29 protein-coding genes and 1 riboswitch are annotated in these 24008 nt (G+C 47.8%); of the genes, 11 read left to right on the forward strand and 18 right to left on the reverse strand.

The window, feature by feature from the left end:
* Positions 1 to 13 precede the first annotated feature (13 nt).
* From pth to E8K79_RS04865, 3 genes are read right to left on the reverse strand one after another with little or no spacing between them, the layout of a single operon-like run.
* Positions 14 to 580, reverse strand: coding sequence for an aminoacyl-tRNA hydrolase (pth, locus tag E8K79_RS04855; RefSeq protein WP_129126386.1), 567 nt, complete (start codon positions 578 to 580; stop codon positions 14 to 16).
* A gap of 11 nt (positions 581 to 591) precedes the next feature.
* A complete protein-coding gene (locus E8K79_RS04860) occupies positions 592 to 1179 on the reverse strand; it encodes a 50S ribosomal protein L25 (protein ID WP_136513715.1) in 588 nt (195 codons plus the stop codon).
* 58 nt (positions 1180 to 1237) lie between these two features.
* The gene (locus E8K79_RS04865; RefSeq protein ID WP_136513716.1) at positions 1238 to 2188 is read right to left on the reverse strand and encodes a ribose-phosphate pyrophosphokinase; all 951 of its coding nucleotides are present in this window, start codon (positions 2186 to 2188) and stop codon (positions 1238 to 1240) included.
* Between the two features lie 330 nt (positions 2189 to 2518).
* On the opposite strand from E8K79_RS04865, the gene E8K79_RS04870 reads away from it, so the two are divergent.
* Positions 2519 to 2929 carry a PilZ domain-containing protein gene (locus E8K79_RS04870; RefSeq protein WP_136513717.1) on the forward strand — a complete coding sequence of 137 codons (411 nt, stop codon included), beginning with the start codon at positions 2519 to 2521 and terminating at the stop codon, positions 2927 to 2929.
* Between the two features lie 25 nt (positions 2930 to 2954).
* Here E8K79_RS04870 and E8K79_RS04875 read toward each other — a convergent pair whose 3' ends face one another.
* Complete coding sequence (locus tag E8K79_RS04875; protein WP_136513718.1) at positions 2955 to 3329, reverse strand: hypothetical protein; 375 nt, start codon at positions 3327 to 3329, stop codon at positions 2955 to 2957.
* Between the two features lie 209 nt (positions 3330 to 3538).
* A riboswitch (cyclic di-GMP riboswitch) is annotated at positions 3539 to 3615 on the forward strand.
* A gap of 122 nt (positions 3616 to 3737) precedes the next feature.
* On the opposite strand from E8K79_RS04875, the gene E8K79_RS04880 reads away from it, so the two are divergent.
* The 6 genes from E8K79_RS04880 (at position 3738) to E8K79_RS21070 (ending at position 7657) form a co-directional block, all read left to right on the forward strand.
* Positions 3738 to 4007 (forward strand): hypothetical protein, encoded by a 270-nt coding sequence (locus E8K79_RS04880; RefSeq protein WP_246043719.1) that lies wholly within the window; start codon positions 3738 to 3740, stop codon positions 4005 to 4007.
* Positions 4008 to 4040: 33 nt separating this feature from the next.
* Positions 4041 to 4976: a DUF4382 domain-containing protein gene (locus tag E8K79_RS04885; protein ID WP_136513719.1), complete on the forward strand. Its 936-nt coding sequence runs from the start codon at positions 4041 to 4043 to the stop codon at positions 4974 to 4976.
* A 72-nt stretch (positions 4977 to 5048) separates the two neighbouring features.
* Complete coding sequence (locus E8K79_RS04890) at positions 5049 to 5450, forward strand: bacteriohemerythrin (RefSeq protein WP_136513720.1); 402 nt, start codon at positions 5049 to 5051, stop codon at positions 5448 to 5450.
* A 170-nt stretch (positions 5451 to 5620) separates the two neighbouring features.
* Positions 5621 to 6289: a lipid-binding SYLF domain-containing protein gene (locus E8K79_RS04895; RefSeq protein WP_136513721.1), complete on the forward strand. Its 669-nt coding sequence runs from the start codon at positions 5621 to 5623 to the stop codon at positions 6287 to 6289.
* A gap of 258 nt (positions 6290 to 6547) precedes the next feature.
* Positions 6548 to 6916 (forward strand): hypothetical protein, encoded by a 369-nt coding sequence (locus E8K79_RS04900; protein ID WP_136513722.1) that lies wholly within the window; start codon positions 6548 to 6550, stop codon positions 6914 to 6916.
* Positions 6917 to 7090: 174 nt separating this feature from the next.
* Positions 7091 to 7657: a ribosomal eL19 family protein gene (locus E8K79_RS21070; protein WP_162604594.1), complete on the forward strand. Its 567-nt coding sequence runs from the start codon at positions 7091 to 7093 to the stop codon at positions 7655 to 7657.
* A gap of 245 nt (positions 7658 to 7902) precedes the next feature.
* Here E8K79_RS21070 and E8K79_RS04910 read toward each other — a convergent pair whose 3' ends face one another.
* The 5 genes from E8K79_RS04910 to E8K79_RS04935 form a co-directional block, all read right to left on the reverse strand.
* Positions 7903 to 8697 carry an abortive infection system antitoxin AbiGi family protein gene (locus E8K79_RS04910; protein WP_162604595.1) on the reverse strand — a complete coding sequence of 265 codons (795 nt, stop codon included), beginning with the start codon at positions 8695 to 8697 and terminating at the stop codon, positions 7903 to 7905.
* Between the two features lie 62 nt (positions 8698 to 8759).
* The gene (locus tag E8K79_RS04915; RefSeq protein WP_136513724.1) at positions 8760 to 9314 is read right to left on the reverse strand and encodes a RipA family octameric membrane protein; all 555 of its coding nucleotides are present in this window, start codon (positions 9312 to 9314) and stop codon (positions 8760 to 8762) included.
* 140 nt (positions 9315 to 9454) lie between these two features.
* A complete protein-coding gene (locus tag E8K79_RS04920; RefSeq protein ID WP_136513725.1) occupies positions 9455 to 10462 on the reverse strand; it encodes a tyrosine-type recombinase/integrase in 1008 nt (335 codons plus the stop codon).
* A gap of 829 nt (positions 10463 to 11291) precedes the next feature.
* Positions 11292 to 11795 (reverse strand): JAB domain-containing protein, encoded by a 504-nt coding sequence (locus E8K79_RS04930; RefSeq protein ID WP_136513727.1) that lies wholly within the window; start codon positions 11793 to 11795, stop codon positions 11292 to 11294.
* A gap of 320 nt (positions 11796 to 12115) precedes the next feature.
* Positions 12116 to 12457, reverse strand: a complete 342-nt coding sequence (locus E8K79_RS04935) for a hypothetical protein (protein ID WP_136513728.1) — start codon at positions 12455 to 12457, stop codon at positions 12116 to 12118.
* 426 nt (positions 12458 to 12883) lie between these two features.
* On the opposite strand from E8K79_RS04935, the gene E8K79_RS04940 reads away from it, so the two are divergent.
* Positions 12884 to 13225 carry an H-type lectin domain-containing protein gene (locus E8K79_RS04940; protein ID WP_136513729.1) on the forward strand — a complete coding sequence of 114 codons (342 nt, stop codon included), beginning with the start codon at positions 12884 to 12886 and terminating at the stop codon, positions 13223 to 13225.
* Positions 13226 to 13228: 3 nt separating this feature from the next.
* Here E8K79_RS04940 and E8K79_RS04945 read toward each other — a convergent pair whose 3' ends face one another.
* Both E8K79_RS04945 and E8K79_RS04950 read right to left on the reverse strand, forming a co-directional pair.
* Positions 13229 to 14164, reverse strand: a complete 936-nt coding sequence (locus tag E8K79_RS04945; RefSeq protein ID WP_136513730.1) for an ArdC family protein — start codon at positions 14162 to 14164, stop codon at positions 13229 to 13231.
* 427 nt (positions 14165 to 14591) lie between these two features.
* On the reverse strand, positions 14592 to 15527 hold the full coding sequence (locus tag E8K79_RS04950) for a tetratricopeptide repeat protein (protein ID WP_136513731.1): 936 nt from the start codon (positions 15525 to 15527) through the stop codon (positions 14592 to 14594).
* A 197-nt stretch (positions 15528 to 15724) separates the two neighbouring features.
* On the opposite strand from E8K79_RS04950, the gene E8K79_RS04955 reads away from it, so the two are divergent.
* Positions 15725 to 16045, forward strand: coding sequence for a helix-turn-helix domain-containing protein (locus E8K79_RS04955; protein WP_136513732.1), 321 nt, complete (start codon positions 15725 to 15727; stop codon positions 16043 to 16045).
* A gap of 10 nt (positions 16046 to 16055) precedes the next feature.
* Here E8K79_RS04955 and E8K79_RS04960 read toward each other — a convergent pair whose 3' ends face one another.
* Genes E8K79_RS04960 through E8K79_RS04970 form a run of 3 tightly spaced genes read right to left on the reverse strand, consistent with a single transcriptional unit; the run spans position 16056 to position 18555 of the window.
* A complete protein-coding gene (locus E8K79_RS04960; RefSeq protein ID WP_136513733.1) occupies positions 16056 to 16937 on the reverse strand; it encodes a hypothetical protein in 882 nt (293 codons plus the stop codon).
* Positions 16924 to 17604, reverse strand: a complete 681-nt coding sequence (locus tag E8K79_RS04965) for a hypothetical protein (protein WP_136513734.1) — start codon at positions 17602 to 17604, stop codon at positions 16924 to 16926. The genes E8K79_RS04960 and E8K79_RS04965 overlap by 14 nt, the downstream gene beginning before the upstream one ends.
* A complete protein-coding gene (locus tag E8K79_RS04970; RefSeq protein WP_162604596.1) occupies positions 17605 to 18555 on the reverse strand; it encodes a hypothetical protein in 951 nt (316 codons plus the stop codon).
* A gap of 412 nt (positions 18556 to 18967) precedes the next feature.
* On the opposite strand from E8K79_RS04970, the gene E8K79_RS21455 reads away from it, so the two are divergent.
* Positions 18968 to 19300: a ParB/RepB/Spo0J family partition protein gene (locus E8K79_RS21455; RefSeq protein ID WP_246043721.1), complete on the forward strand. Its 333-nt coding sequence runs from the start codon at positions 18968 to 18970 to the stop codon at positions 19298 to 19300.
* A gap of 50 nt (positions 19301 to 19350) precedes the next feature.
* On the forward strand, positions 19351 to 19680 hold the full coding sequence (locus E8K79_RS21460) for a hypothetical protein (RefSeq protein WP_246043723.1): 330 nt from the start codon (positions 19351 to 19353) through the stop codon (positions 19678 to 19680).
* Between the two features lie 44 nt (positions 19681 to 19724).
* On the opposite strand, the gene E8K79_RS04980 is transcribed toward E8K79_RS21460, so the two are convergent.
* The 4 genes from E8K79_RS04980 to E8K79_RS04995 all read right to left on the reverse strand — a co-directional run bounded on the left by E8K79_RS04980 (position 19725) and on the right by E8K79_RS04995 (position 23888).
* A complete protein-coding gene (locus tag E8K79_RS04980; RefSeq protein ID WP_136513736.1) occupies positions 19725 to 20444 on the reverse strand; it encodes a hypothetical protein in 720 nt (239 codons plus the stop codon).
* 523 nt (positions 20445 to 20967) lie between these two features.
* Entirely contained in the window at positions 20968 to 23013 is a 2046-nt protein-coding gene (locus E8K79_RS04985) for a bifunctional DNA primase/polymerase (protein ID WP_136513737.1), read from the reverse strand.
* A gap of 113 nt (positions 23014 to 23126) precedes the next feature.
* Positions 23127 to 23354 (reverse strand): helix-turn-helix transcriptional regulator, encoded by a 228-nt coding sequence (locus E8K79_RS04990; protein ID WP_136513738.1) that lies wholly within the window; start codon positions 23352 to 23354, stop codon positions 23127 to 23129.
* A 231-nt stretch (positions 23355 to 23585) separates the two neighbouring features.
* Positions 23586 to 23888, reverse strand: coding sequence for a hypothetical protein (locus E8K79_RS04995; protein ID WP_136513739.1), 303 nt, complete (start codon positions 23886 to 23888; stop codon positions 23586 to 23588).
* Positions 23889 to 24008 lie beyond the last annotated feature (120 nt).

The raw sequence follows: 24008 nt of genomic DNA on the forward strand, positions 1-24008 counted from the left end.
TCCTTTTGAGTCGTTACTTGGCGTTGAAGATGCTCATCGCCTTCGGCATCCCTTCCTTCATCGCCATCTCGATGGCGTCCAGGGAGGTGTCCAGCACTTCAAGCAGTTCGTTCATCTCTTCCTTGGCGAAGTTCGTGAGCACGAAGTTCACCACGTCGCCGTGCAGCGGCCGTCCGATACCGACACGCACACGGGCGAAGGAAGTGGAACCTAATTCCTGGGCCAGCGAGCGAAGCCCGTTGTGCCCGCCATGTCCGCCACCTTCCTTGAGCCGCACCTTGCCGAAAGGGATGTCCAGGTCGTCGTGGATCACGATGAGATCAGAGAGGGACAACTTGTAGAAGCGGAGCGCCTCGGCGACCGAGCGCCCGGAGAGGTTCATGAAGGTCTGCGGCTTGAGGAGATAGACACGCTCACCCGCCCAGTTCCCGTCACCGGAAAGCCCTGAGAAGGCCTTCCTGGTGACGGAGATACCGGACTGGCTGGAGAGACGGTCTAAAACCATGAAACCCGCGTTGTGGCGGGTCCATGTGTACTTGGGCCCGGGGTTGCCGAGCCCTACGATCAGTTTTGCAGCCATAACGGTCCTGGTTAGGCGGCAGCCTCTTCCTCAGCGGCAGCTTTACGGCCGAGGATGCTGACCACCGGAGCCTTCGGATCGCTCAGGATGGCGGTGCCCACCGGAGCCTTGATATCGCCCACGTGGATGGAGTGGCCGATGGCGAGTTCGACGACGTCGACGTTGATGTGCGCCGGGATGTGAACCGGAAGGCACTCGACCTCAACTTCGTGCATGGCGAAATCGAGGAAGCCGCCCGCCTTGACGCCGGCCGGGGTACCAACGAGGTTCAGCTTCACGTGCACCTTCACCTTGTCGGCGAGGTTGATCTTGTGCAGGTCTACGTGACGCGGGGTGTTTTTCAGGGAGTCGCGCAGCAGGTCAGCCACGATGACGTTGGCGCCTTCCAGCGCGGGAACGCCCTGCAGGGTCAGGATGTGGTTGCGGCCGCCCTCGCCTGCGATGGCTTCGGAAAGCTCTTTCTGGCCCAGGGAGATGCAGACCGGCTCGAAACCTTTACCGTACACGACGGCCGGAACGCGGCCGGCAGCGCGAAGACGACGGCAGATACCCTTGCCGGTTTTTTCTCTCAGTTCAACATTCAGCACCTGCTTACTCATACATCCTCCGATGTCAATCTTGGTATTTGATCTTCCAATGACAGTTTTATATTTGGTACTACACGAAAAGGGAGCTGACGGATTCGTCCTCGTGGATGCGGCGGATCGCCTCAGCCAGAAGGTCGGCCACGGACAACACTCTCAGTTTCTCGGTCTGTTCAGCCTTATCTCCCAGCGGGACGGTGTCCGTGATGACCACCTTCTCGATGACGGAGTTGTTGATCCTCTCGATTGCCGGCCCGGAAAGAACGCCGTGGGTGGCGCAGGCATAGACGTTGGCAGCGCCGTGCTCCTTTAGAGCCAGGGCTGCCTGGGTCAAGGTCCCGGCGGTGTCGATCATGTCGTCAAGGATGATGGCGTTCTTCCCCTTGACGTCACCGATCAGGTGCATGACTTCCATGACGTTCGGACCGGTGCGGCGCTTGTCGATCACGGCGAGAGTGCAGCCAAGCCTCTTGGCAAAGGCCCTGGCGCGCTCGGTACCGCCGGCATCGGGAGAAACCATGACCAGGTTGTTCAGGTCGTCCGCGAAGCGGCTCTTCAGGTGGGCGAGGAGCACCGGCGCGGCGTAGAGGTTGTCCACCGGGATATTGAAAAAGCCCTGGATCTGACCGGCGTGCAGGTCGATGGTGACAACCCTGTGAGCGCCCGCCGTGGTGATCAGGTCGGCCACGAGCTTCGAGGTGATCGGCGTCCTCGGGGCGGCCTTCCGATCCTGGCGCGCGTAGCCGTAATACGGCATGACGGCGGTGATGGTGGAGGCCGACGCCCTCTTCAGCGCGTCGATCATGATGAGCAGTTCCATCAGATTGTTGTTGGTCGGGCAGCAGGTCGACTGCACCACATAAATATCCCGCCCACGAACGTTCTCGCCGATTTCGACCATGATCTCGCCATCGGAAAAGGTTCTCACCTTGGCCTTGCCAAGGGGCACCTTGAGGCAGTCACAGATCTTCTCCGCCAGAACCGGATTCGAGTTACCGCTGAACACCCTGATCTTGTTTTCCATTAACGCACCGGCCCTCTCTGCTTCTTTTCTTTATAAATTAGCTGCGTGTGTACCAGCCGAAACCTCAGGAATCCGCATCCCAAATCCAGGAAACGCTACTTAATACAATACTTGCCTTGTGAAGTCAACGGAAAACCTGCCGCCACCGAAGCCATCTTCATGCCGGCACACTGCGTCTGCAGCCAACGCACCCCGCCCCGCGCCGTGCGGGAGCGACCCAAAAAACTTGTTGCAGAACTGTATGTTGACAAAATCGGCTACAGTTTGTATGGATCATGGTCGATAAGGAACCTGCCGAACATCCCATAGCATGCGAGGAGGGCTTCACCCATGAACCAGCGGCGTTTTCACCGGGTCAAACACACGGCGCCCGGCGAACTGAAGCATCATGATATGAAATATCGTTGCCGCATTGAAAACATATCGCTGCGCGGCGCGCTCATCAGTGCGGACGAATGCCTGATGGTCCCGCTCAACGAATCCTGCACCCTTTCCATTGAGGTCGCACCCGGGCAAGCCCCCATGGTTGTGACGGTCGGCGTGGTGCACTGTTTCTTCTCGATGATGGGGGTGAAGTTCATCGCCTTCGAGGGGAATGCGGAGCAGACCCTTCTGGAACTGATCAGAAGGATCACGACCGAGCCGGAAAAGCTCGCGCAGGAATGGGAAAGCATCCAGCAGGAAAAGGCGGGAGGCAAACAGCCGACCCCAGCCGAGCCTTCTGTCGCTCACTGCAACTGAAGAAGTCAAGGCTACTCTTTATATGCTAGTGGCCGCCGAAGTCGTCCGAACGCGTAGAGGAGGGAACCCGTCTCTCATAGGGAAGACAACTGTTGATGTTCAGCACCTCCTCGGCAAGCGCCACGCTTTTGTACATCAACGAAACCTGTTCCAGTTTGTCCTTCAACCGGACGAGAACGTCCAGGCTCTCCGTGCGTGCATACTCGTTGTACAACTGCATCACTTCCATGAAGACGTAGTCGAGAGATTCCTCAATGGATGGGCGTACGTCACACGGCTCGCCTTTTCTCTCGTCCGCACCGATATCTGCGTTGCGGCGTGCTTCCTCCCTGAAACGGCATAGCGCGAGCCTGTCTATCTTGTACTTGGCGTTGCCGATATCAAGGATACTTCTCACCATACTCCCCCCTCGCACTACACTGGAATAAACAGAACAACAAAAGGCATCTCTTACAGTATTAAGAAGTTCGGCACTGCTCCGGGAAACTTTAGTCTTTTTCACCCCTATCTGCTTGTGATCAGTAGGAAACAGCCGAGACGAGCAAAAGCTCGCTTGACAGGGTACAGACCTTGCGTTATCGTTCCTGCGAAATCCACAACAGCACCGATAGACGACAATACTAAACCATCCGCGAGGATGGGACGGAAAGCCTACAGGGTCTCACAGAGACAGCCGGGTCGCCGAAATATCAATAGATATTAGGCCCCGGCTTTTTTATTGCGCGGAGTTTGAGACAGAGGCTGAGATTCCCTGCTTGAACTCGGGATACAAAAGACGTGGCAAATACCATCCCGAAAGGAATCCGATATGCGCGTGAAACCACCCTCAACCTCACTGGCTGCCTTAGCTCTCACCTGCTTCATGCTGGCAACCCCGACGACAGGCCACTCAGGAACCGTCGGCGTCAACATCCAGCTAAACGGCTACATCCCCGCCCCCCCGGGAGTACACATCTACTACGACTCCGGGCGCCCTTATTACGTAGAGAACCACCAGCGGGTTTACCTGAAGAAAAAGGAGAAGGACCACCACGACCACGGCAAGAAGAAAGGACACAAAAAGCATCATCGTGACTAACAGCGGATCTCCAAACAAAAGGAGGACATCACCATGCGAAAGATCTTTGTTTCCTACCGTTATCTGCTCATCGCCCTTTGCACCGTCACCGCAGCCCTTTTATACCTGGGCGGATGCGGCGGAGGCGGCAGCAGCAGCACCAGCAAGGGAACACTCAAGCTTGCCATCACCGACCGTCAAAGCGACGAATTCCAGAACCTCTTCATATCCATCCGTGAGATAAGGCTCGTTCCCGCGGGGCGTGAAAACGCCGCCGACGACGACCCTGCCCTCCCCGTCTTCGCAAAGTACACCACGGCAAAATCGGTGGACGTGATGACGCTACGCTTCAGCCAGGAAGCACTGGGTGACGTCGCCCTTCCCGCAGGGACCTACAGCCAGATCCGCCTGATCCTCAACCCTAACCCAAACGGAAACCAGGATCCGGTCAACTACCTCGTGCTTGCGAGCGACCCGAACACCAAGATTCCCCTTACCACACCCAGTGGGCAGCAGTCCGGCCTCAAGATCCTTGGCCCCATCGAGGTCAAGCCTGGCGTCATCAACGCCGTCATGATCGACTTCGACCCAAATACGGCCGTGGTCAAACGCGGCAACAGCGGACAGTACAACTTGAAGCCTACCGGGATAAGGCTCATCCAGATGGCGAACATGCTTGAGACTTTTGGTTCTATCGCCGGCAACGTCAGCAACCCGTTCGTCAACTGGAGCAGCGCCACCGTCTCCATCAAGCGTCGCGGGACCATCAACGACACCAACCCGATCGCCGCGGGTCAGATTTTCGCGAGCTACACCAGCGGCAAGTGGCAGGCGCCTTTCTCCGCCTTCGTTCCTGCCAACACAACCGACTACGGCTACAAGGCCTTCATAAGCGCGAATGGCTTCGCCCTGTACTCGTCGGCTGCGGTATCGGTCACCGCCGGCCACGAAACATCTCTGGGTGAGATCACCCTGACACCCAACCAGTGATCCATATGTGCCCGGTCCGTCCCTCGCGGGGGGACGACCGGGCACGACTTCTAGAACAGGAGAACAGGCTGTATGCCTATTATTGAATGGAAGGACTGTTATTTGGTTGGCATACAAGAGATCGACCAGTATCACCGTCACCTGGTGCAGTATCTCAACAAAAGCTACGACCATTTTCGTGAAAACCACACGTTAGAGCCGGGGGTCCTGGAGATCCTGATCGATTTCTCGATTCAGCAGTTCAACTGTGAGGAACGCTGGATGCAGCGAACCCTCTATCCGAAACTCGCCGCTCACAAAGAAGAGCATCGGCATTTCCAAACCGAGATAGCCCTGTTGAAAAAAGGAAGCGGATTGGATACCAGGGGGTGCGTTGACCTGCTCTGGTTTTTGTGCTCTTGGGTCACCAACCACATGCGCGAGAGCGACGCGGAGTTCGGCAGATTTCTCGAGTCCCAGCCGCGACGAACCTGAACACGGCTCATAAACGGGCAGAGAGCCCGTCACTAACGAGACTGCCGGGTTGCGATTCAGGACATCGCACCCGGCTTTTTTATGCCTAGATTAAAAGCCGCGCCGGAAGTTGGGTGGAGGCGTATCATTTACCTGTAGTATTTGAGTGACAACAAAGGAGGATATCATCCATGAGAACGATAAGACTGATTACCGCGGCGATCGTCACCCTGCTGCTGGGGACGAGCATCACGCCGGCCTTCGCTGCCGGTGAGACGCGGAAGATCGAGGACTGCATCGAAGTAGTCAAGGCGATCAAGGCCATCCCTGAGCAAAGCATCCCACCCGCGCTCCTCGAGAACGCCCAGGGGGTCATGGTGATTCCGGGAGTGATCAAGGTAGGGTTCGTGGTCGGCGGCAGGTACGGCACGGGAGTGCTGACGGTCCGTGATGAAAAAGGAAACTGGACCGATCCGGTCTTCATCAAGATTGCAGGCGGAAGCCTCGGGTGGCAAATCGGGGCGGAATCCACCGACCTCATCCTCGTCTTCAAGACCAAAAAGAGCGTAGAGGGCGCTCTGAAAGGTAAATTCACCCTGGGCGCCGACGCGTCCGTGGCGGCAGGTCCGGTAGGCCGCAGTGCCGAAGGGGCCACCGACGTCACCCTGAAGGCCGAGATCCTTTCCTACTCGAGAAGTCGCGGGCTCTTCGCCGGCATCGCCCTTAACGGCGCAGCCCTCATGATCGACGACGAAGCCAACGCCTCCTTCTACGGCAAAGATATCACCCCCAAGAGCATACTGTCCGGTCAGGGAGGCAAGCGCACCCCCGAAGTCGCAGCGTTGCTGAATCTCTTCTGATTGAAGCACGCTGGCATCTAAAGGCTGTCCCCCGCTGCGTGGGGGACAGCCCCTTCAGCCTCATTGGCTGATTTTCTTTCCACTTTAATAGTTTGCTCACCCCTCAGTATCACTGCCTTATCTCTTATCCCACACTTCGTACCGCTAATGAAGCTCACCCTAGCCTTCTTCATTGCCGCTCAACTAGTTGCGAGCACGAAAGTCGCCGCTAGAATCCTGTGGTCTGGCTGGAACCTGCCGAAGAGAAGGAGGTTAGCTATGTCCTACATAAAAGTTTCCATCGACCTGAAAGGAAAAGACACCACAGTTCTCAGCACCTTGCACCGTTGCACCCGGGGATTGGAAACCCTGCGCGTGTTTAAGCAAGGGCCGTTTCCTGTAGATGAAGTGCAGGGTGCCGTGAACAACTATGACTCTTTCTACGAAAGCGCGAAAACCGGTAACCGTGTGGAGATCTTGAAACGCAACAATGCGCGCAATTTGGTCACTGAAATGTTCAAGAAAATCGCTTCATTTCTGCAATCCGTGGCCACTGAAGAGGACATTCCAGCTCTGTTGGAGGCGGGATTCGATGCCCGCGTGCCCTCGTATCGGAAAAAAACCGCATCAGCACCTGTAGCGGGTTAACTAAGGAGACGATTTCGTCAGGGCATCCAGACAGATCCTACAGTTGTTTGCAATGATCAATCCCCCGAGTGCAGCCGCACGTGCCGTGTACCCGGGGGATTCCCTTCACCTTTGCCTCCCCTTTTAGCCATCCATTTCGGGTTAGCCCATCGGCGTGTCCATGCGAACGGCAAAGTGTCGGTACCCATCGCCAAAGCGTCGGTACCCATCGCCAAAGTGTCGCTACCCACCGCCAAAGTGTCGCTACCCATCGCCAAAGTGTCGGTGCCCATCGCCAAAGTGTCGGTGCCCATCGCCAAAGTGTCGGTCCCCATCGCCAAAGTGTCGGTGCCCATCGCCAAAGTGTTGGTCCCCATCGCCAAAGTGTCGGTCCCCATCGCCAAAGTGTCGGTGCCCATCGCCAAAGTGTCGGTGCCCATCGCCAAAGTGTCGGTCCCCATCGCCAAAGTGTCGGTGCCCATCGCCAAAGTGTCGCTACCCATCGCCAAAGTGTCGCTACCCATCGCCAAAGTGTCGCTACCCATCGCCAAAGTGTCGCTACCCATCGCCAAAGTGTCGCTACCCATCGCCAAAGTGTCGGTGCCCATCGCCAAAGTGTCGGTGCCCATCGACAAGGCAATGAAACCACGTAAAGAAAAACGGGCACCTACCCGAAATGGTAGGTGCCCGTTTTTATTGGCTGGGGCGCCAGGGATCGAACCTGGGAATGACGGGATCACTGTATCCTATTGTTATTTCTAGGAATTTAGCTATCACACCAGTTAACACTATCTAACACAAGACCTTATATTCTGGCTTTTAGTGGATGTTGTGGTACCAAATGTGTACCCACTCTTGTAACTCAATTTCAATGTTATTTCTAGTAGTTCTTGGCTAATCTACCTCTCCAGAGCTGCCACTGCTAGTACCAATTTGTCAGGTCTCAGGTGAGCATACCGTTCTGTTACCTGAACGGTGATAAAAGGCCTCTTGCTTCAATGCTGCGCCTAAAAATCTGAAAGGATCTGGTCCAACGAGATTATACGAGTTGCCAAAAGTCGGACATCATCCCAGTCATAATTAGGATTTACGCCTTTAATGGCCTCGATCTTGCCGAACATTGGAAGGATTTCTTCCTCTTTGTTAACGATTATGTACTTGATATCCTTAGGTTGGAATGAGAGCTTAAAATGTTCAGCAACCTTAGCGTTGGCTTGTTCCCTGGTTGTGTCATCAAAAAACTCGTTTTTATATAAGCCTAAAGGTAAACCAAGTGCTGTTCTCTGCTCAGGATCAGGAACGAATCTCCACTCCCTTTCGTCATAGAATACCTTCTCGGTACGCGTTCTGGAATCCTCCCCTTTGTAAGGTTTAGTATACGTCAAGAATGAATCAAGAAGGAAACCTATCTTCTTGTAGCTCTCAGCTGGTCCCGATGGCTCACCTTGGAGGTTTTTTAAAACATGCCGAAAGCTTTCCTTTATGGCAGCGGTAGAGCTTGAGGTAGCTGACGCATACATCATTGGGGAAATATTCTTTTCTTCCCCCCACTCTTTCGAAAGACCAATGGCATAACCTCCATAGACATCTGCATGCTTAGTTATATGGGACAAAGGGATATCGCAAAAGCAGACCATAGGTATGGCACGTTCCAGATATGAATCAAGCCAGAAGCCGGGAGAAAACATCCTGTGGTCCTCAAGGCAATACCGAGGATGAAATTCGTAGCGGAGTATGCTTTCTAGGTTCTCCAAGCTGCGTGTAAAGTGAAAAAGTGTATTAGCGCTTACATTATTGCCCACCTATTCCTCCTATCTATAGTCCAAATTGCAATGGACCGAGGGCCTTTCAGTCGCGGGATCATTCAACTGGAAGAAACGAATAGGTATTCAATTTTTACTACGATCATAATTATCCATGCCATCATAAACAATACTGATAATACTATCATACAATGACTGACAGAAGGTTTTTCTTTAATTTCATGATGAAACGTTCTCTTAAACCAAGAGGCTTCTTCAGGCAAGTTGCCAAGGCTTTCAGCCACGTCCTCGTCAGTAATTTCGCGGGTCGTATTGAAACATATTAAATCTGGCGCGATTTTACTCTCGACTTCGGCAAGCTTATACTCCCACCTAGATTGCCAGTATTTTCCACCAAGGTTTACTTGATACCAAAGATATGAAACAAGAAATCCAAAAAAAGCCAGAGCAAAGGCATATCCATTATTCTTCAAATTCAGGAAACCCACTGCCAAGCCGCTATTCAAAACCAAAAAATAATTGGATCTTTGCCAGAATAAAGATATCTCAAAGTTTCTTGTATCGAGTATATACTTGTATATATCCTTATCCTCTATTGTTGGTGCCATATTGAACGTATTTTTAGGTTTCTCGACAATCCTTACCTTTGATATCATCTATTTCCCCACTTATATTTCAAATTATCTACAGTCGAAAACTGACTACCTACCGAAGGGCTACGACTATGCTGTAGCCAAAGCACGAACGAGGTTAACGGCCATACTTAATGAAGTCAAGAAAATCTTAAACGTGCGGCTTAAGTTGGTTCTAACGCCAAAGCTGCCAAGATCAACTTACTTGGTGTCAGATGTGCATACCTCTCTGTCACCTGAATGGTGCTGTGACCTAACCACTCCTTAACGGTATAGAGGTCAATTCCTCTGTCCAGCAGTCTGGTAGCACATGTATGACGGAGTGAGTGCATTACGAATTCTCGGTCATCATCCAACAACATCCTCTTCCTAGCCCAGTTCCATGCCTTCTGTGCTTGGTCTATGTCGATAGCGAAGGGTTTTAGCCAGTTAACTTCCTGCCTTGCTTGTAGGATTCCCCCTACCCTCTTCGTCATGGGAATACTCCTGGGCTTGTCTCCCTTGTTGATCCAGATGCTAATGAGGTTGGTATCCCAGTTGATGTCCTCATACTTGAGGTTCAAGATCTCGCTTAACCTGCACCCGGTATCCACTAAGACCTCTACCAAGTCAGCCGCTTCAGGGTAGTAGCTCCTCTTCTTACCATGATCCGTATCCCGTAGCAGAGATACCACCGTTGACTCCTCTTCCCTGGACAGTACCCGAATCCTGCCCTTGCTTTCCTTCTTGAGCTTGATATGTTCCCAAGGCTGTTGGTGATGGCGTAACAGGGTCTTCATTGTTGCAAGGTATCGGTTGATGGTGGCTCCCTTAACACCTGAGTCCTCCAGTTTCTTCACCATGCGCTTGATGGTCTCGTCCTCTATCTTGCTGAGGGGAATGTCACCTATCAGGTCCATTGTACGTTCGGCCAATCGCTTGGCCTTGAGTCCGTCCTTGTTGTCCTTCCACCTCTCGTCGTAGGTCCTTTCGATGGCAACACTTAAGAGCATCCTTGCTGCTCTTTCCCTAGGCGACAAGGCACCATCTACCATCATCCTCTTCTTCTCGACTGCTTCAACGAGCTTGGCTTCCTTCTTGGTGAACTTACCGGTACTCCTGCTAACCCGGGCTCCATCAACTGTGAAATTCATGTAATACACTGCCTTAGCTCCTCGTTTGTAGACTGCCATGGTGATACCTCCTTTGATTTTGGACATAAAAAAAGAGCCTTATGGCCCTTAGTTGTCCTGCTGATATTAGTTGTGGAATTAATGAATGGTGAGAATGGTTGCTCGGCTTCCAAATTTGACTTCTGACGGGACTTTAGACTTAGAGGCAGGCAAGGACATGGGTTTGCTTAATTACTACTTAAATTAGGGTTAAAATTAGCTTGATTAAATTTTAGCTTCAGTTATAGTACGAGCTAATATTCCTCCTCTGAGGTATGCCATGTCAAGATGCACCTATATCAGCGCCTGTCCTTTTCCGAACGACAAGCTCCCCAAAATGCCTGTCACTACGAATTTCATGGTGGAGAACTACTGCTCTTGGGACTTCGCTAGATGCAGGGTCTATAGGAAAGCTGGGCAATATAGGGCTGAAAACATGTCGAACGATGAGACTTTTGAGGACCAGTTCTTATCAGGTAAGATACTGAACTGGCTAGTATGTGGCGGGATTGGCTGGTAGGGTATTACTGAGGTTGCTTACTTGAGGTTACCAAATGGTAAAGTGCGCGCTGGTCTGTTGCTGGGAGGCTAGCGATGTGCTGGATCAGCTTGTATCCATTCTTCATGAGGGAGGTTAGTTCAGTTACCATTTTTAACATGGTCGGGTAGCTCAATGCTCTGGTGTCCAGTGAAGAGTACACGATTTGGTAAACCTTGTTCCCGCATGGTCCGCATATCACTGTCACCGCAGAGTCCGATGCAGCCTTAAATCCGGTAAGGGTCAATGTCCCGTACTTGATGCCATGTATCGTATCTCCTTCCCGTAATGCCCTCCCGCAGTATTCGCACTTCATATATGTCCCCTTTCTGCAAATGAGTAGTGGCTGTCACCGATGATGATGTGGTCAAGAACCCGCACCCCTATGAGGTCTCCTGCCTCTTGGAGTCTACGGGTAATAGTGAGGTCTTCCGTTGATGGTGTAGGGTCACCGGTCGGGTGGTTGTGCAGGAGTATCACTGCTGCTGCCGATGATAAAAGTGCTGTCTTGAAAAGTTCTCTGGGGTGGACGATGCTTTGATTAAGGGAACCGGTGCTTACCATATCGCAACACACGATTCGATTCTTCCCATCAAGGTGAAGAGCTATGAAGTGCTCCTTGGTCTCATGCCTTAGAAAGCTGAAGGTGTCATAGACCTGAGAGGCGGAGGTGTAGCGGGTGTTGGGCTTAAGGTAGTCGGTGATGGTGTCGTTGACGGTGATGGTCTGGTAGACCGCTTTGATCGTCTTGAGCTTGATGGTACGTGGCTTAGGTGATGGGACTCCTTCTGGGCCAAACAGGGTGTCGATGGTCATAGTAGTTCCTCCATTAGTTTTAATGTCTGATGCTAACAACGTGAAATACTGACCTTAGATGACAGCTTTTCATCACGTAATTTTAGTCACTTATCCACCTCCTTCCTTTTGTTACAGGCTGATAGTAGAAATTGCATACAGTACACCTTTACCTTCGGCATACAAATAAATATTGACATATAATTACAGACAGTTAGGGGAATGTGCAGAAAATGTGCAAGACGTAAAAGTGCCTATTCTTACGTTACAACCTGAGACGATATCCACAGGATTAGAGGACTTATCAACAGGGGGAGTGGAAAGGTGGATTACTAGAGGCGTTATATCAAATAGTTAATGAGCTTCTGGGTGATGTCGATAGCTGGTACGTTCTCCCAGTTTGAGCCGAATAGGTCCTTGATCTCCTTTAGCGAATGCATATAGTAGGAGTTGATCGGGAATGGCTCTGGTGACATATAGGCGTTAAGTCCGATGATTCCATGCTCTCTGTTGACGGTAAGGACATACAGGGCAATGCTCTGGCTGAAAATGTAAATGGTGTCCTTGGTCCCGGCGTACAGGTGATAGTTGTTGCCGTTATGCGTAATGATGAGGCTGCTGATGTGGATGCCGTCTTTGTCCTGGTGGGTGTGCAGTTTCAGTTCTGGTGTGATTGGTGTCATTGGTCTTCCTCCTTGGAAATAGAAAAGCCAGACTCGTTATGGTCTGGCTCTGGGGTGATCTTGATAGTTCCTAACTTGCACTGAAGACAGGTATCATCCGGCGGGTAGTAGTCCTAATAGATCGAGTTACACTCTGGCAACGGAAGTAAACCATGCTAGTTCCTCCTGCTAAATTAGCGTTAGTATGGAATCCACTAAGAAAACGGCCTGTAGGGCATTTACGGAGCTTGAGATAGGACGTTTGACTGTTACGTTAATGAGATTTAGTGCTAGTGGATTGGTTTGACAGGTGGGTTAATGAGGGAGGACGGCAGGGCATAAGTGCGTTTCAATGAAGGGGTGGTCTCCCCAAAGGCTCTCTTGCCCTAGTCACTTCCTATGCTATCATTTATCACCCCATGCGATTGTCTATGATTGGAGGTTTGAATGGAAATCATCAGTAGCAAAAACATTCTGCCTGAAAATTTTGTACATGCTGCTAAAGATAACATTACAGAATCACAGGAGCTTCCTAACGGCTTACGTATAGAATCTGGAGCTGTTGGTTTTGGGCAAACTGCAGTTAGGTTTACCACTCCCTTTTCGACCGCCCCGACGGTCGTTATGGGGATCACTGGTTTCGATCTCGACCATGGTGCTAATTTGAGGCTTGGGTGCGGACCAATGACTAACAGCGTTACGAGAGATGGCTTTACAGCGACACTCGGCACTTGGGCTAACACCGGAGTATATTCCGCTAGCGCATTCTGGATGGCTATAGGTAAGTAGAAACTAAACCATTGACTGCAATTGCATGGGGCTTGATAGCTGCGGATAACTAAATACTACTGCGGAGTCTTTTGCTTGGTCACCATCCTTCCTGTTGAGTATGTAATCACTGGCATGTTGAGCCTGGGCTGCTGCATGTACCAGTAACGTTCTATCGTTCTTGAGAGCTTTAAGCCATCCAGCTATATATGCCGCTGAATTCTCCAAGGTCTTCTGTTCGACACCTGCACAACCGCAGAGGAATGCAGCTCCCATCTCGGCTACCAACTCTTCCTTGCTATACTCATGGCTACCAAAGTACGACGGCTCCAGTATCCCTTTCCTTCCTACCCTGCTGGCATGGCCGGTGCTGTGGATCAACTCGTGAAAGGCAGTGCTGTAGTATTCCTCTGGAGACTCAAACGATTCGGGTGTCGGTAGCTTCACGTAATCAAGGGTACCGGAGTAGCATGCTTTGTTACCTCCATGTCTGATATCTGGTGGTAGTGGCATACCGGCAATGATCTCTTGTGCTCGTTGGATCGGTGAGAATGGATTGGTGGTGGTCTCCAGTGATGGTGGTGCTGTGACCCCTTCTATCTGGTCAAGGTTGAACACATTGTAATATCGGAGTAATGGCACTTTACCATTCATGGCATCCTGCTCGTCGGTGTCATTAGCATTCTTACGATCCACCCATTTCCAGAAGACAACCGGCGTTGATTTCTCTCCCTTACGTACATGGCAGCCCTTATCCTGACACTGTTTGAAGGTTACCCAGTACGGGCTGCTGTACTCCTGACATGCCAACAAGAAGACATTGGCTCCCCGGTACTCCTTCTTTGAGATAAGGTTCTTCGGATAGTTGCTCTCTGAATGCCATGTCTTCCTCCATGGGACCGTTCCTTGTTGCAAGAGTTCAATGATCTTGTTGTTGATAACATCGTAGACTTTACACATGGTAAGACCTCCTTTGTGATTTATGTGGGGTGTGCAGCCTCAGGTTTGGGCAAAACGGTCATTGTCATAACGGTTCCTCCGTTGAAATAAAAAAGCCAGACTCCTGAAAGTCTGGCTCATCGTGATGCAGTGAGTGAATAGATGTTTAAATGCGAGATACCCCCTTTCAAGAGTAGAGATATTGCCTGAAAGAGGTTTTTAAAGAAGTTAAATAAAAGAGGGGCTAACCACACTGGTAGCCCCATCAGTTGCTTAAAGCACGTTAGCTCTTATTTTTTTGAGGCCGCGCTTCCAATTACAAGAATTAAGGCGATTATACAAACAATTACTGACGCTCCTCCAAACAACATATTTCCAAATATCATGCCGATTGCTGCCCCCATAACCTACCCTCCTCTCAATAATAGTGATTTGCGGACCTCTGATCTTATCTAATTCCCATTTCTAATTTGAAATAGGCCCTGCAAGAAGGACTTTGAGGGTCTTTATCGTCCGACTCATACTTGCCATAACATCCTCGCCTATAGGCTGCCCTAGCGCTATCCCTTTGGCCTAAAATCATGTAGGCATTACCTATTTCATACGCAGATTCGTCAGTCAAAGGTTTAGAGATCGAAATTTCAGCATCGACTAAACGTAACAAATTTGAAGCATCATTTACGTTTTCAGCAGCAGCCTTCGAAGCGTACTCGTGTGCTGTATTCAGGTCTTTAGCAGCGTCTTTACCTTCCCACAGTATTCCTGCATATGTGTATTGAGCCTCCTCGCACCCATTGTCCGCAGCCCTTTTGATAAGAGCTATTCCTTCTGGTATGTTTTTCTTACAAGCATTACCCAACCAATACATTCTGCCAAGGTGATAAATACCACGAGGCTCATTCTTACTTGCAGAGCTTTTAAAGAGTTTAAAGGCTTTACTCATGCTCTTTTTTTCACCGTCAACTGTGCCGTTATTGTATTCAACCCCCAATTGGTCTTCAGCTATCGGGTTGCCATCTTTAGCAGATAACTTGAGATACTTTAGATATTTTTGCCTGTCTGGAACTACCTCATTTCCAGACGAATATATTGCACTCAGCTGCAAGGAAGCTTCGTTATTATGCGCATCTGCAAGTCCAATCAACTGCCTTATCCCTGAATTGCTGTCTTGTTTGAACAGCTCGATAGCTGCGTCAACATCGTTGGCTTTTTCTGTTTTTGCACGTGTAGGAGGGGCTGCCTGAGGTTTTGAGGTAACAACCATCCCGTTGGGAAATAACAAATAAGCAGCTATCAACAGTATGACAAATGTGCAGGAGATGATTATTAAAGTTCGTGTTGCTTTTGCTTTGTAGATAGAAACATCAGGCCCATTAGCCGACATAGGTAATCCTCCTCAGTATTGCCGTCAACGCCCCCTTGAACAAGTGGACCTTTTAAGAACACAAACATAGCAATTAAGGGCATAAGATGTACCATACAGGACATAAAAAGTCCAGACCTTGTTAGTTTAAGGTCATTACATGTTGTTACAAAACGATTTGCTTCTGCGGATACTCACCTAATAAATCAGGAGGGTATATGCAGACAGCCAAACAGCTACTTGGATTTAGGATTAGAGAGGTACGAAAGCTGAGGGGATTGTCTCAAGAGAAGCTAGCTGAAAAGGTGGGGGTAGATCCCAAGCAGATATCGAGGATCGAAGGGGGTAAGAGTGCTCCGTCTTTGGACACACTGGAGGCCATCGCTAAGCACCTCCAGGTAGAGATGAAGGACCTATTTGACTTTCAGCACCTTGTACCTGAAGTAAGCATAGAGGATCAGGCATTGAGGTTGTTGGGAATGATGGATGAGGAGAGGAGAAAGTTGGCCGTTCGAATCTTATTGACGATAGCGGGGTAAGGAGTTGGCCCTATCTGGCATTAAGCAAAGTTCCAATTTCCTCACTCAAAGCAGTGAGTTCTGAATCTAACAGTAGTGATATTCTTTCCGCATAAGTGTTCCAGAAACGGTTATCTGACTGGTTAAGAAAGGTGTAAAATCTGTCATAGGAGTTAAGCATCTCTCGCTTAACAGTTATATTTATAGGGTCATAGTCATTATAATGAATAATTGCCGCATTACCTGATGGCATTTTCCAATTAGTCTCATTATACTTTTGTGGCAAATAATCATAAGGTATCTTAGCATCGTGTATTGCGATCCCGAATCCAACCTGTTCTATCAACACACTGCCCAAGAATGAAGACAACAAGGAATTAGTCCAACCCATCCAACACTGATTTAATATTTTACAATATCGCCTAGGTACTATAACAACTCCACTATTGAAATAAGGTACTCTTTTCCAAGAGTTTAAACCTAAGCCAGTAAAGGCTTGAATATAATTTTTACCCAATCCGTGTCGGAGTCCATGTTTTAAATTCTTTCTAGCATGGACCTTCTGAACAAGGTAATCAGTTAAATCCGAGAGGTTTAAAACCAAAGTATCGTGATCAAGCATTACCATGTAATCGAAATTGAAAAGATCTACAGCGTCCAGAGCTGATATTTTGTTAGAATATGGATATATTTGTCTTGGTTGTTTAATAATGTATAGCTGCTTTTCATCAATGAGACTGACATTGGAAGTTGTGTCATTATCTGAATTTACAATTAACAGAAAAGGACTACTTGCAAAAGCAGCGCCGTATTGCCTAATTGATCTAACTAGCAACACAGCAGCATTAATCCAAGCTATTTTAGGTTCGATTACACAGCAAAATAGCACACGATTTTGCTTACAATTCATCATTTTGTTGCCTGTAAACAACCTCATTTAAACATTTAACCATAACCTCAATCCCCTGTTCCAATTGGTACATTATCTGCTCTTGACACTGGTCTACAAAAATGTTTTCTACAAGCAAAAGGTCACGTATGACTGGAAAATTAATTTTACTTACCAGCTCTGTTTTGTCATATAGAATCTCTCCGCTGGTTATATAAATATAATTTCTCCACCACCAATTGATTTCTTTTTGCACTACAGGCCATAACATTTTTAAAGAGTATACATTAGAACGGCCTCGTCTAAGGTAGGCATTTCGGACCTTGATAATAACATTATCACTTAACCTCGACTTCAAGTAATATATCAAATCATTGATGTCAGGCGCGCTTATCGGTAGAGAACCATATATTACTTTAGCCATCATGAAGAACTGCATTGTATTATAGGGTGGATACACCTTTATCTCAGCGTCTCCATAAGGTAAGATATGAATGAAGGGATGTCGCATGTGAATATTTTGCATTTCATTAATTATGCAAGGGTCAATAACGTCAAATATAGCTATTAGATCGATATCCTTCGCTTCAAAGTTATGCTTTTGCAAATAACTGCCATGTACTGCCAGATACGTCAGCCTGCTTCTAACATTCTCGAAAAGACCCCAAATTATCTCTTCTGTATACTGCACTTATCCCCCTGTTGCACATGCTATAATATTCTCCCTCGCTTCAGACGAATTTACAAGGGGTAAAATACAGTTAAAGTTGTTGGTCTCGCTTATTACTCTTTTAATTCTTTTGTCAAAGCTACTGGCAATGAGGTAAAGGCCATTAAGGCCGATATCGTTAGCGGCTAAGATGACTTGGTGATCACAAATGCTATGAAGATATTGATCTAAATCAAGATAAGGAAACTCACACACCATGTTCAATATGCCACAGTAATTGACAATACGTTTGGACGGTTTTATGGTTAGATTTGGGCCAGACATATAGCTAAAAGGTCTATACCCCCCCTCTCTCCCCCCAGCTAAAGACATATAATCTTCGACCCTTACAAAATCTAAATCACTCTGCAGTCGCATTCCCAATATTTTACCTGTAAAGAAAATAGGGGAAAACTTTATTTTTGAATAGATACCACTCTTCAATTTCACACTGAGATCATCATGATCGAAGTCAGAGCCAATCTCGTCTAGGTAATTCATTGCAAATCGATCAAACATTTCATCTTCGATCAGTAAAGATCTAAAAGAACTTGTCACATTTGAGGCAGACTTGCCCAAAAGTTCATGAACAAAAGTCATTATTGCATCAGTCGGAGTTTTGGCTTGATGGAACATATCAATACTAAACCTGACCTCTATTTTTTTGAAACGTGGGGCCATTTCCCGAATAATCTTTAAAACAACCTCATCATTGGATCCTCTTCCACACCAATTCCCAGATGTGTTAATTGTTAAACTTGATGCTTTAATGTTACCCAGCAAGTAGCTTACTTCTTTGATTGCATATAAGGGTTCTCCTCCTCCTGTTATCACTACTTCGTCAAGATTATAGCCATTCAAAGTTTCAACAATTTGTGCAATGTGATGGGATATTCCGAGAGGATTTATCTTTCGATTTGTATTGCCATACATACAGAAATCACAGCCAACATCGCAATGGTTAGTCACTTCTATGGAACATTTTCGCAAGACGGGAAGAATCCGAGAATGGGGAGGTGTGATAGGCGTTATGCCCCCAGGCCCTTTCACGTGCGCCCTAACCATTTTAATTATGTCTGATGATGTTATCATATTAACAGTGAGTTCAACGATTCAATGATATGCTCAGAACTAAAGCAAGCTAGGGTTCACAATTTAATTGGACTAATATCTTGACATATACCATAAAAGCAACGAACAATGAAAGCACATTCACACTCTTTTGCCGCCATATTTACCCCACAAACCGACTTTACCATTAGCTCAACCCTTACACTTAATTCTTGAAATAAATAACAAAACGAGTATTTTCGATCGTCATTTCAACCCCTATGGAGGGCGATCAATGACGGCCGAAAGCAAAGATACCAGTAAGAACTATAAAAAGGGTAAGATCCACGACATCAGCCTTGAGCTGCTGAACAGGGACGTTGACCAACCCCGTAAGCACTTTGACCAGGACGAACATGAATCACTCAAGAAGTCGATTGCAGACAAGGGCCTGCTCTATCCGGTCCTCTTCCGAGTAGACGAGAACGACAACCTTATCCTTGTATCTGGAGAGAGAAGGCTTAAGGCATGTATGGATTTTGGTCAGCGTGTAGATCTATCTCCTGTCGATGAGAGTGAGGCTTTATATAACTTCCAGGCCAAGTACAATCCTTCCCAGAGCAGCTAGGAAATCTGATAGGGAAGGCACAGAACACCGTAGCAGATATACTCGGGCTGATGAAGCTCTCAGAGGAGATAAGAGAGGATGCTAGGCACAGGAAGGAGCTTAGCAGAGGGGCATTGCTGAAGATTGCCAGGCTCAAGAGACCTATATCCCAGAGGAAGGCATATGATGCCCTTATTGCCTCTCTAGGTATGTCTAAGAAGGAGATTAAGAGACCTCACCGAACTGCCACCAAGAAGACCATTGATGCCACTGACAACACCCTTAAGTGCATCAAGGGCATAGACCTTGAGACCCTTGGTGATGATAGAGATGCAGTGGTATCTAAGCTACAAGAATTGTTGCAGGAGATCCAGAATAAACTTGGGAGTATAGGTGCTTAGGTTATATTGGCGCACCGATACAGCATTAGGCGCTAGAACAATTGTCACGTAACGCTTACCTCAAACCAACCGTCATCTTTCCTGGCAACATCAAGTTCTTTTTGCTTTATGAGGAAGCCAAGCACAATAATAGACACTAAAAAGGTACTTTTCCAGTCTTTGAAAACATCCACATCTGAATCGGGCCTTTTAGAACAACAGGAAAGAGGCCCTTCCTTTGTGTACAATGCCCCAGAATACTTAGACTTTATATTTTCGAATTTGAATGCGAATGGTTTGTGAGCCACGTTATTACGTAGGACATTTAGGCAATTACAATAGGCAATGATTTTTGAAGGAATTTCATCAAAGGCATCTGCGAGGTCTACTATTTGATTAAAACTCCAATTCTCGTACTGCCTTGGTAACCTTTTTATTTTTATTTGTATATAAGTCCAAAGCAAACTCTGTATGATCAGATGCAATTTAATGATTAAGTAGGAGTCATCGTCTTGCAACAAATTCTTGATGTATCCCTCTCCTACGCCTACTTCTTGTTCAACCCTCTTTAGGGGCCTATCAATTACTTCCGTTAAAAACGAAAAATATGCCTGCATTTCTCCTGTTGCATCAATTATTTTTTTGTCTTTGCCTTCAAAATGTTCAAAGACAACCTTCAGATTCTTTGCCTTACCAAAGTAGTAAGACAGAATCAGCTCTCTGGTTTGGAGCAAAAAATCAACATTAGGTAAAACACCTGCATCCCACAACCCCTCGAATGACATAGATATGGCTCCTTCATGAAAACACGACAGGAAATACCACCTTTTATATCACAAACCGCTTGATTCTAGAAGAGGAATAGCCTGAGGATCGAGCCGGGGTCGTTCATTGACCGAAATGGATCAACGCTATACGGTGAGGGAGGTGACGCTAACTTTATAAAATGAAATTGAAACGAACTACTGGCATACCTTGAGCTTATGTGTCATACCCTCCCCAAAAGGTATGACAGCTACAAACCCTGTATTCATGCGGGTTTGGCATACCTGGCATAGGTGTCACACCTTTTTTTGCTATTCGCTAATATATTGATGTGTAGGACATTATAGGAGAGAGTATCTTTTTTACCAATATAGGGTATGACAGGTATGACACCCATGACACTCCCAGTATCCATGCGGGTTCCCAGTGGCACACCCTGTTTTTAAGGGTGTGACAGGGTAGGACACTTTACCTTGATACAAGAAAACCCCTTCCATTTCTAGAAGGGGTATCTTTGTTTATTGACCACGTCAATACAGTAGATTACTCAGTTGGCCAATTCATTTCTGTATTTATGAACCTTTCGAAGCCTTTTCTACATTCTTCTAGCGAAGGGAATACGTAACAGTTCTTTCGTTCAGTTTTTTTACTGCCAGGGAGGCCAAATGATCTTTTCTCTTTTTTAAAGCTGTCACTAGGCACCATTACCTTTAGTTGCATACCTAATTCAATATCAGTAGCTTTATGTTTAAGCCCCACATCCTGGACAAACTTTTGATAGGATTGGTACAGATACTCAGTCATAATCACACCATCACCCCAACCATCTTCTAGTGAACAATGCAACTTCCCAGTATCAAGAACGTGATGCCAAAACTTTTGTACAGGTGTAAAGCTTAGCTGCTTCGCTTCCCTTAAAGCTGCTGTCTGAGGATATTGTCTAAGGTTCATGTTCGAGATATCGTAGTTCATCAGGTAATGCAACAGAGCTTCCCTGCCACCGTTATCCATCTGGCGGCCTATTGCCTCAAAATATTGATGATCCTGAAGGTGCTTATTCCCAACGTCAATGATGAAGAACCTTCTTTCTCGTGGTCCTGCTGGTGCGGCCCAATCATTGTTGGTAGCAAACATCATGTGGAGGTTGTTCTTTATAGTAAAGGCATCCTTGCCCTTCATTTCGATATTGATGGTTGGTTCGGTGATCATCGACTTCAGCTTACCCTCTGCCGCCTTATCTCCAGCCCAAAACGCTTCGTCTGCGAATAACAGGCACTTCTCTTTCATGTGACCGTTGAACTTCCCTACAAGCTGGCTGCTGTCGTTCAAGAGCATGTAGTGTTGGCCGAAGAGCTTTCCAAATTCATTAGCAAAAACACCCTTGCCCGCCCCCATAGAGCCTCGCATTACGACCGCTACCCCGATTAATTCGTCTGGGCGCTGAACCACCTGGGCCATCCACGCTATCAGGTAGTCGTACACCGCTTTGTCACCATTGGCAATGTTCTCCTCGATATGCTTTAGGTAAAGGCTGCAATCACCTTCTTTTGGCTCTACGGCGAACCCCTTCCAGATGTTGTAGTATCCCTGTGGTGTGGTCCTTGGATTGAAGGTAAGCCCTTGGTACTGCCTACGGCTTGGATGTCCAAACCATGCTTCGCCAAGCTTTTGCTTCTTGCCCTCGATTTCTACATAGCGGTTGCAGTAGAAGTCCTTGAATCCCTTAACACTCATCAGCTCAAAGTCTGGTCTATTGAACGTTGGGCAGGTGATCTCTTCCAGCACCCAACAGTTGCTTCCCATCTTGATAGCGGCATGTGTCTTGTTCAGTTCTAGGATCTCAGGAGGGATAGCACCAACCTCGTATCTATATGCGCTGGCAAGAGTCCTTTGTACCTCTTTACCTTGTAACGGTGGAACACACTTGCTGTTAGCACCAGCAACGACCTCCTCAGCCTCTGCATATGGCAGATTCTGTCTATTACACCCCATCGCCACCTTGAAAAGATGATCGTTTCTGCCACCTTCATGTACCACGTCCTCACTACCAGCAGGATACTTTGCCCCCAGAGCTTTCAGGATCAACCACTCAGGAGCATCTGCTATCTCAACGGACGCATCTACGACCTGATAGCTGACACCGTCGATGACAGACTGTGGTGCTACGACATATCCACCATCACAGCGAACATCAAGACCAAGCCCCACAAGACTTTTGCTGCCTGGAACGTGATAGCCTGGGTGCTTGAAGAAAATATGCTTTCCACCTGAAGGTGTCGTATGAGTTCTCGTCTCCGGAAGCTCACCATATTGGCGTTCCAGCTCTCTTAATGTTGCAGTCCCTGACACTCCATTCTTTTCATCAACGTCCAGCACCAACCATCCTGTCTCTGCACCGGTTGGGATTCCAATATTTGCATCGGGCCATTTATCCCACCACTGATTAATAACAGTTGTATCTGTAGTGGCGTCCTTGTGACCGTTTCCACCTTTGATTGATGGGACCTTTCCGTTCTTCCATAACGGGAACACTGGAATCCCTTGTGCTACGTAATCAAGTGCTACCTGTTTCATATTTATATTTTCCATCTTTAATACCTCGTATTAGAATAATTAGCTCCTCGCACGGAGCTTTTTGTTTATCAGCCATAGGCTCTCCTTTTTTTACGTTGGTTTGATTTGCAATTTAAAAATCAGGGTTATTACTCTTGATCGTTAATCGCCTCCTTTGCTTTCATGATCGCTTTAAGCCATTCGATTACGTCACATTCTCTGTAGCGGACCAATTTGCCAATTTTGATATAACGTGGACCAACACCTTTCCACCTATAATGTTCCAGCGTCTTCTCTGCGACCATCAAATATTGTGCAAGTTCTTTCTGATCCATCAACTTTTTACCACACCCGTCTAAGTACTCCTCATTCTCCATCTTTTTGCTCCTATCAACTCTGAATTTGATCGTCTTTTGTTTCGATCTTTATTGTTATTAACCACCTCTTCAAAAGTTGGCATAAAAATTCAAAAGTACTCGGGAACAGTCAGAGGCATACATGATATTAATCACGTCACCTCATAGAACAGAGACAGAATAAAAAAAAGACGGAAGCCTTGGTGGGCCTCCGTCTTGGGTACTGCTGAAGCAGTTGCACTGTTGCTGGAATTAGAAGTCGTCGTCCTCTTCGTAGTGTTTCTTGATATAGGCTTCTTTCCACTCCTTCTCGCGCGCAGCAAGGGTTTTCGCCTTATCAGGGTCAGTGACGGACAGTTCCCTGTGCCGCTTGTCGAAAGCTTTCTGAGCGTAGGTCTGGTAAGAGGTTGCTTTCCGCTGCTCAATACTCTCGTTGGTGATGGCCTTGGCGATTCTGTTGAGGTGCGCCTGACCTTTTGCTGTTGCCGCGAAATTTGCGTTAACGGTTTCGGTGAAGAGTTCCTCTACTTCGGTTACGGTCCAGTTCTTAGTCATTTCTTGTTCTCCTTTGTTGGTTTAGCCAGTATCAGTGGCTTGTGATGAAACCAACTTAGCAGGATCGTCCTGATCAAGAAATGTGAAGAACAAGCATCATTGTTTTTCACTATCCGACTG

It is taken from the genome of Geomonas edaphica, assembly GCF_004917075.1.
GTDB classification, from domain to species: domain Bacteria; phylum Desulfobacterota; class Desulfuromonadia; order Geobacterales; family Geobacteraceae; genus Geomonas; species Geomonas edaphica.

Excerpts from the sequence above, each read along its gene's own strand:
- E8K79_RS04920 (WP_136513725.1), bottom strand. The coding sequence starts at position 10,462 with ATGGCAGTCTACAAACGAGGAGCTAAGGCAGTGTATTACATGAATTTC.
- E8K79_RS21460 (WP_246043723.1), top strand. The coding sequence starts at position 19,351 with ATGAAGCTCTCAGAGGAGATAAGAGAGGATGCTAGGCACAGGAAGGAG.
- pth (WP_129126386.1), bottom strand. The coding sequence starts at position 580 with ATGGCTGCAAAACTGATCGTAGGGCTCGGCAACCCCGGGCCCAAGTAC.
- E8K79_RS04885 (WP_136513719.1), top strand. The coding sequence starts at position 4,041 with ATGCGAAAGATCTTTGTTTCCTACCGTTATCTGCTCATCGCCCTTTGC.
- E8K79_RS21455 (WP_246043721.1), top strand. The coding sequence starts at position 18,968 with ATGACGGCCGAAAGCAAAGATACCAGTAAGAACTATAAAAAGGGTAAG.
- E8K79_RS04945 (WP_136513730.1), bottom strand. The coding sequence starts at position 14,164 with ATGTGTAAAGTCTACGATGTTATCAACAACAAGATCATTGAACTCTTG.
- E8K79_RS04870 (WP_136513717.1), top strand. The coding sequence starts at position 2,519 with ATGAACCAGCGGCGTTTTCACCGGGTCAAACACACGGCGCCCGGCGAA.
- E8K79_RS04960 (WP_136513733.1), bottom strand. The coding sequence starts at position 16,937 with ATGATGAATTGTAAGCAAAATCGTGTGCTATTTTGCTGTGTAATCGAA.
- E8K79_RS04900 (WP_136513722.1), top strand. The coding sequence starts at position 6,548 with ATGTCCTACATAAAAGTTTCCATCGACCTGAAAGGAAAAGACACCACA.
- E8K79_RS04895 (WP_136513721.1), top strand. The coding sequence starts at position 5,621 with ATGAGAACGATAAGACTGATTACCGCGGCGATCGTCACCCTGCTGCTG.
- E8K79_RS04985 (WP_136513737.1), bottom strand. The coding sequence starts at position 23,013 with ATGGAAAATATAAATATGAAACAGGTAGCACTTGATTACGTAGCACAA.
- E8K79_RS04860 (WP_136513715.1), bottom strand. The coding sequence starts at position 1,179 with ATGAGTAAGCAGGTGCTGAATGTTGAACTGAGAGAAAAAACCGGCAAG.
- E8K79_RS04875 (WP_136513718.1), bottom strand. The coding sequence starts at position 3,329 with ATGGTGAGAAGTATCCTTGATATCGGCAACGCCAAGTACAAGATAGAC.
- E8K79_RS04940 (WP_136513729.1), top strand. The coding sequence starts at position 12,884 with ATGGAAATCATCAGTAGCAAAAACATTCTGCCTGAAAATTTTGTACAT.
- E8K79_RS04890 (WP_136513720.1), top strand. The coding sequence starts at position 5,049 with ATGCCTATTATTGAATGGAAGGACTGTTATTTGGTTGGCATACAAGAG.
- E8K79_RS04970 (WP_162604596.1), bottom strand. The coding sequence starts at position 18,555 with ATGTATGGCAATACAAATCGAAAGATAAATCCTCTCGGAATATCCCAT.
- E8K79_RS04865 (WP_136513716.1), bottom strand. The coding sequence starts at position 2,188 with ATGGAAAACAAGATCAGGGTGTTCAGCGGTAACTCGAATCCGGTTCTG.
- E8K79_RS04995 (WP_136513739.1), bottom strand. The coding sequence starts at position 23,888 with ATGACTAAGAACTGGACCGTAACCGAAGTAGAGGAACTCTTCACCGAA.
- E8K79_RS04930 (WP_136513727.1), bottom strand. The coding sequence starts at position 11,795 with ATGACCATCGACACCCTGTTTGGCCCAGAAGGAGTCCCATCACCTAAG.
- E8K79_RS04955 (WP_136513732.1), top strand. The coding sequence starts at position 15,725 with ATGCAGACAGCCAAACAGCTACTTGGATTTAGGATTAGAGAGGTACGA.
- E8K79_RS04880 (WP_246043719.1), top strand. The coding sequence starts at position 3,738 with ATGCGCGTGAAACCACCCTCAACCTCACTGGCTGCCTTAGCTCTCACC.
- E8K79_RS04990 (WP_136513738.1), bottom strand. The coding sequence starts at position 23,354 with ATGGAGAATGAGGAGTACTTAGACGGGTGTGGTAAAAAGTTGATGGAT.
- E8K79_RS04935 (WP_136513728.1), bottom strand. The coding sequence starts at position 12,457 with ATGACACCAATCACACCAGAACTGAAACTGCACACCCACCAGGACAAA.
- E8K79_RS04950 (WP_136513731.1), bottom strand. The coding sequence starts at position 15,527 with ATGTCGGCTAATGGGCCTGATGTTTCTATCTACAAAGCAAAAGCAACA.
- E8K79_RS04980 (WP_136513736.1), bottom strand. The coding sequence starts at position 20,444 with ATGTCATTCGAGGGGTTGTGGGATGCAGGTGTTTTACCTAATGTTGAT.
- E8K79_RS04915 (WP_136513724.1), bottom strand. The coding sequence starts at position 9,314 with ATGATATCAAAGGTAAGGATTGTCGAGAAACCTAAAAATACGTTCAAT.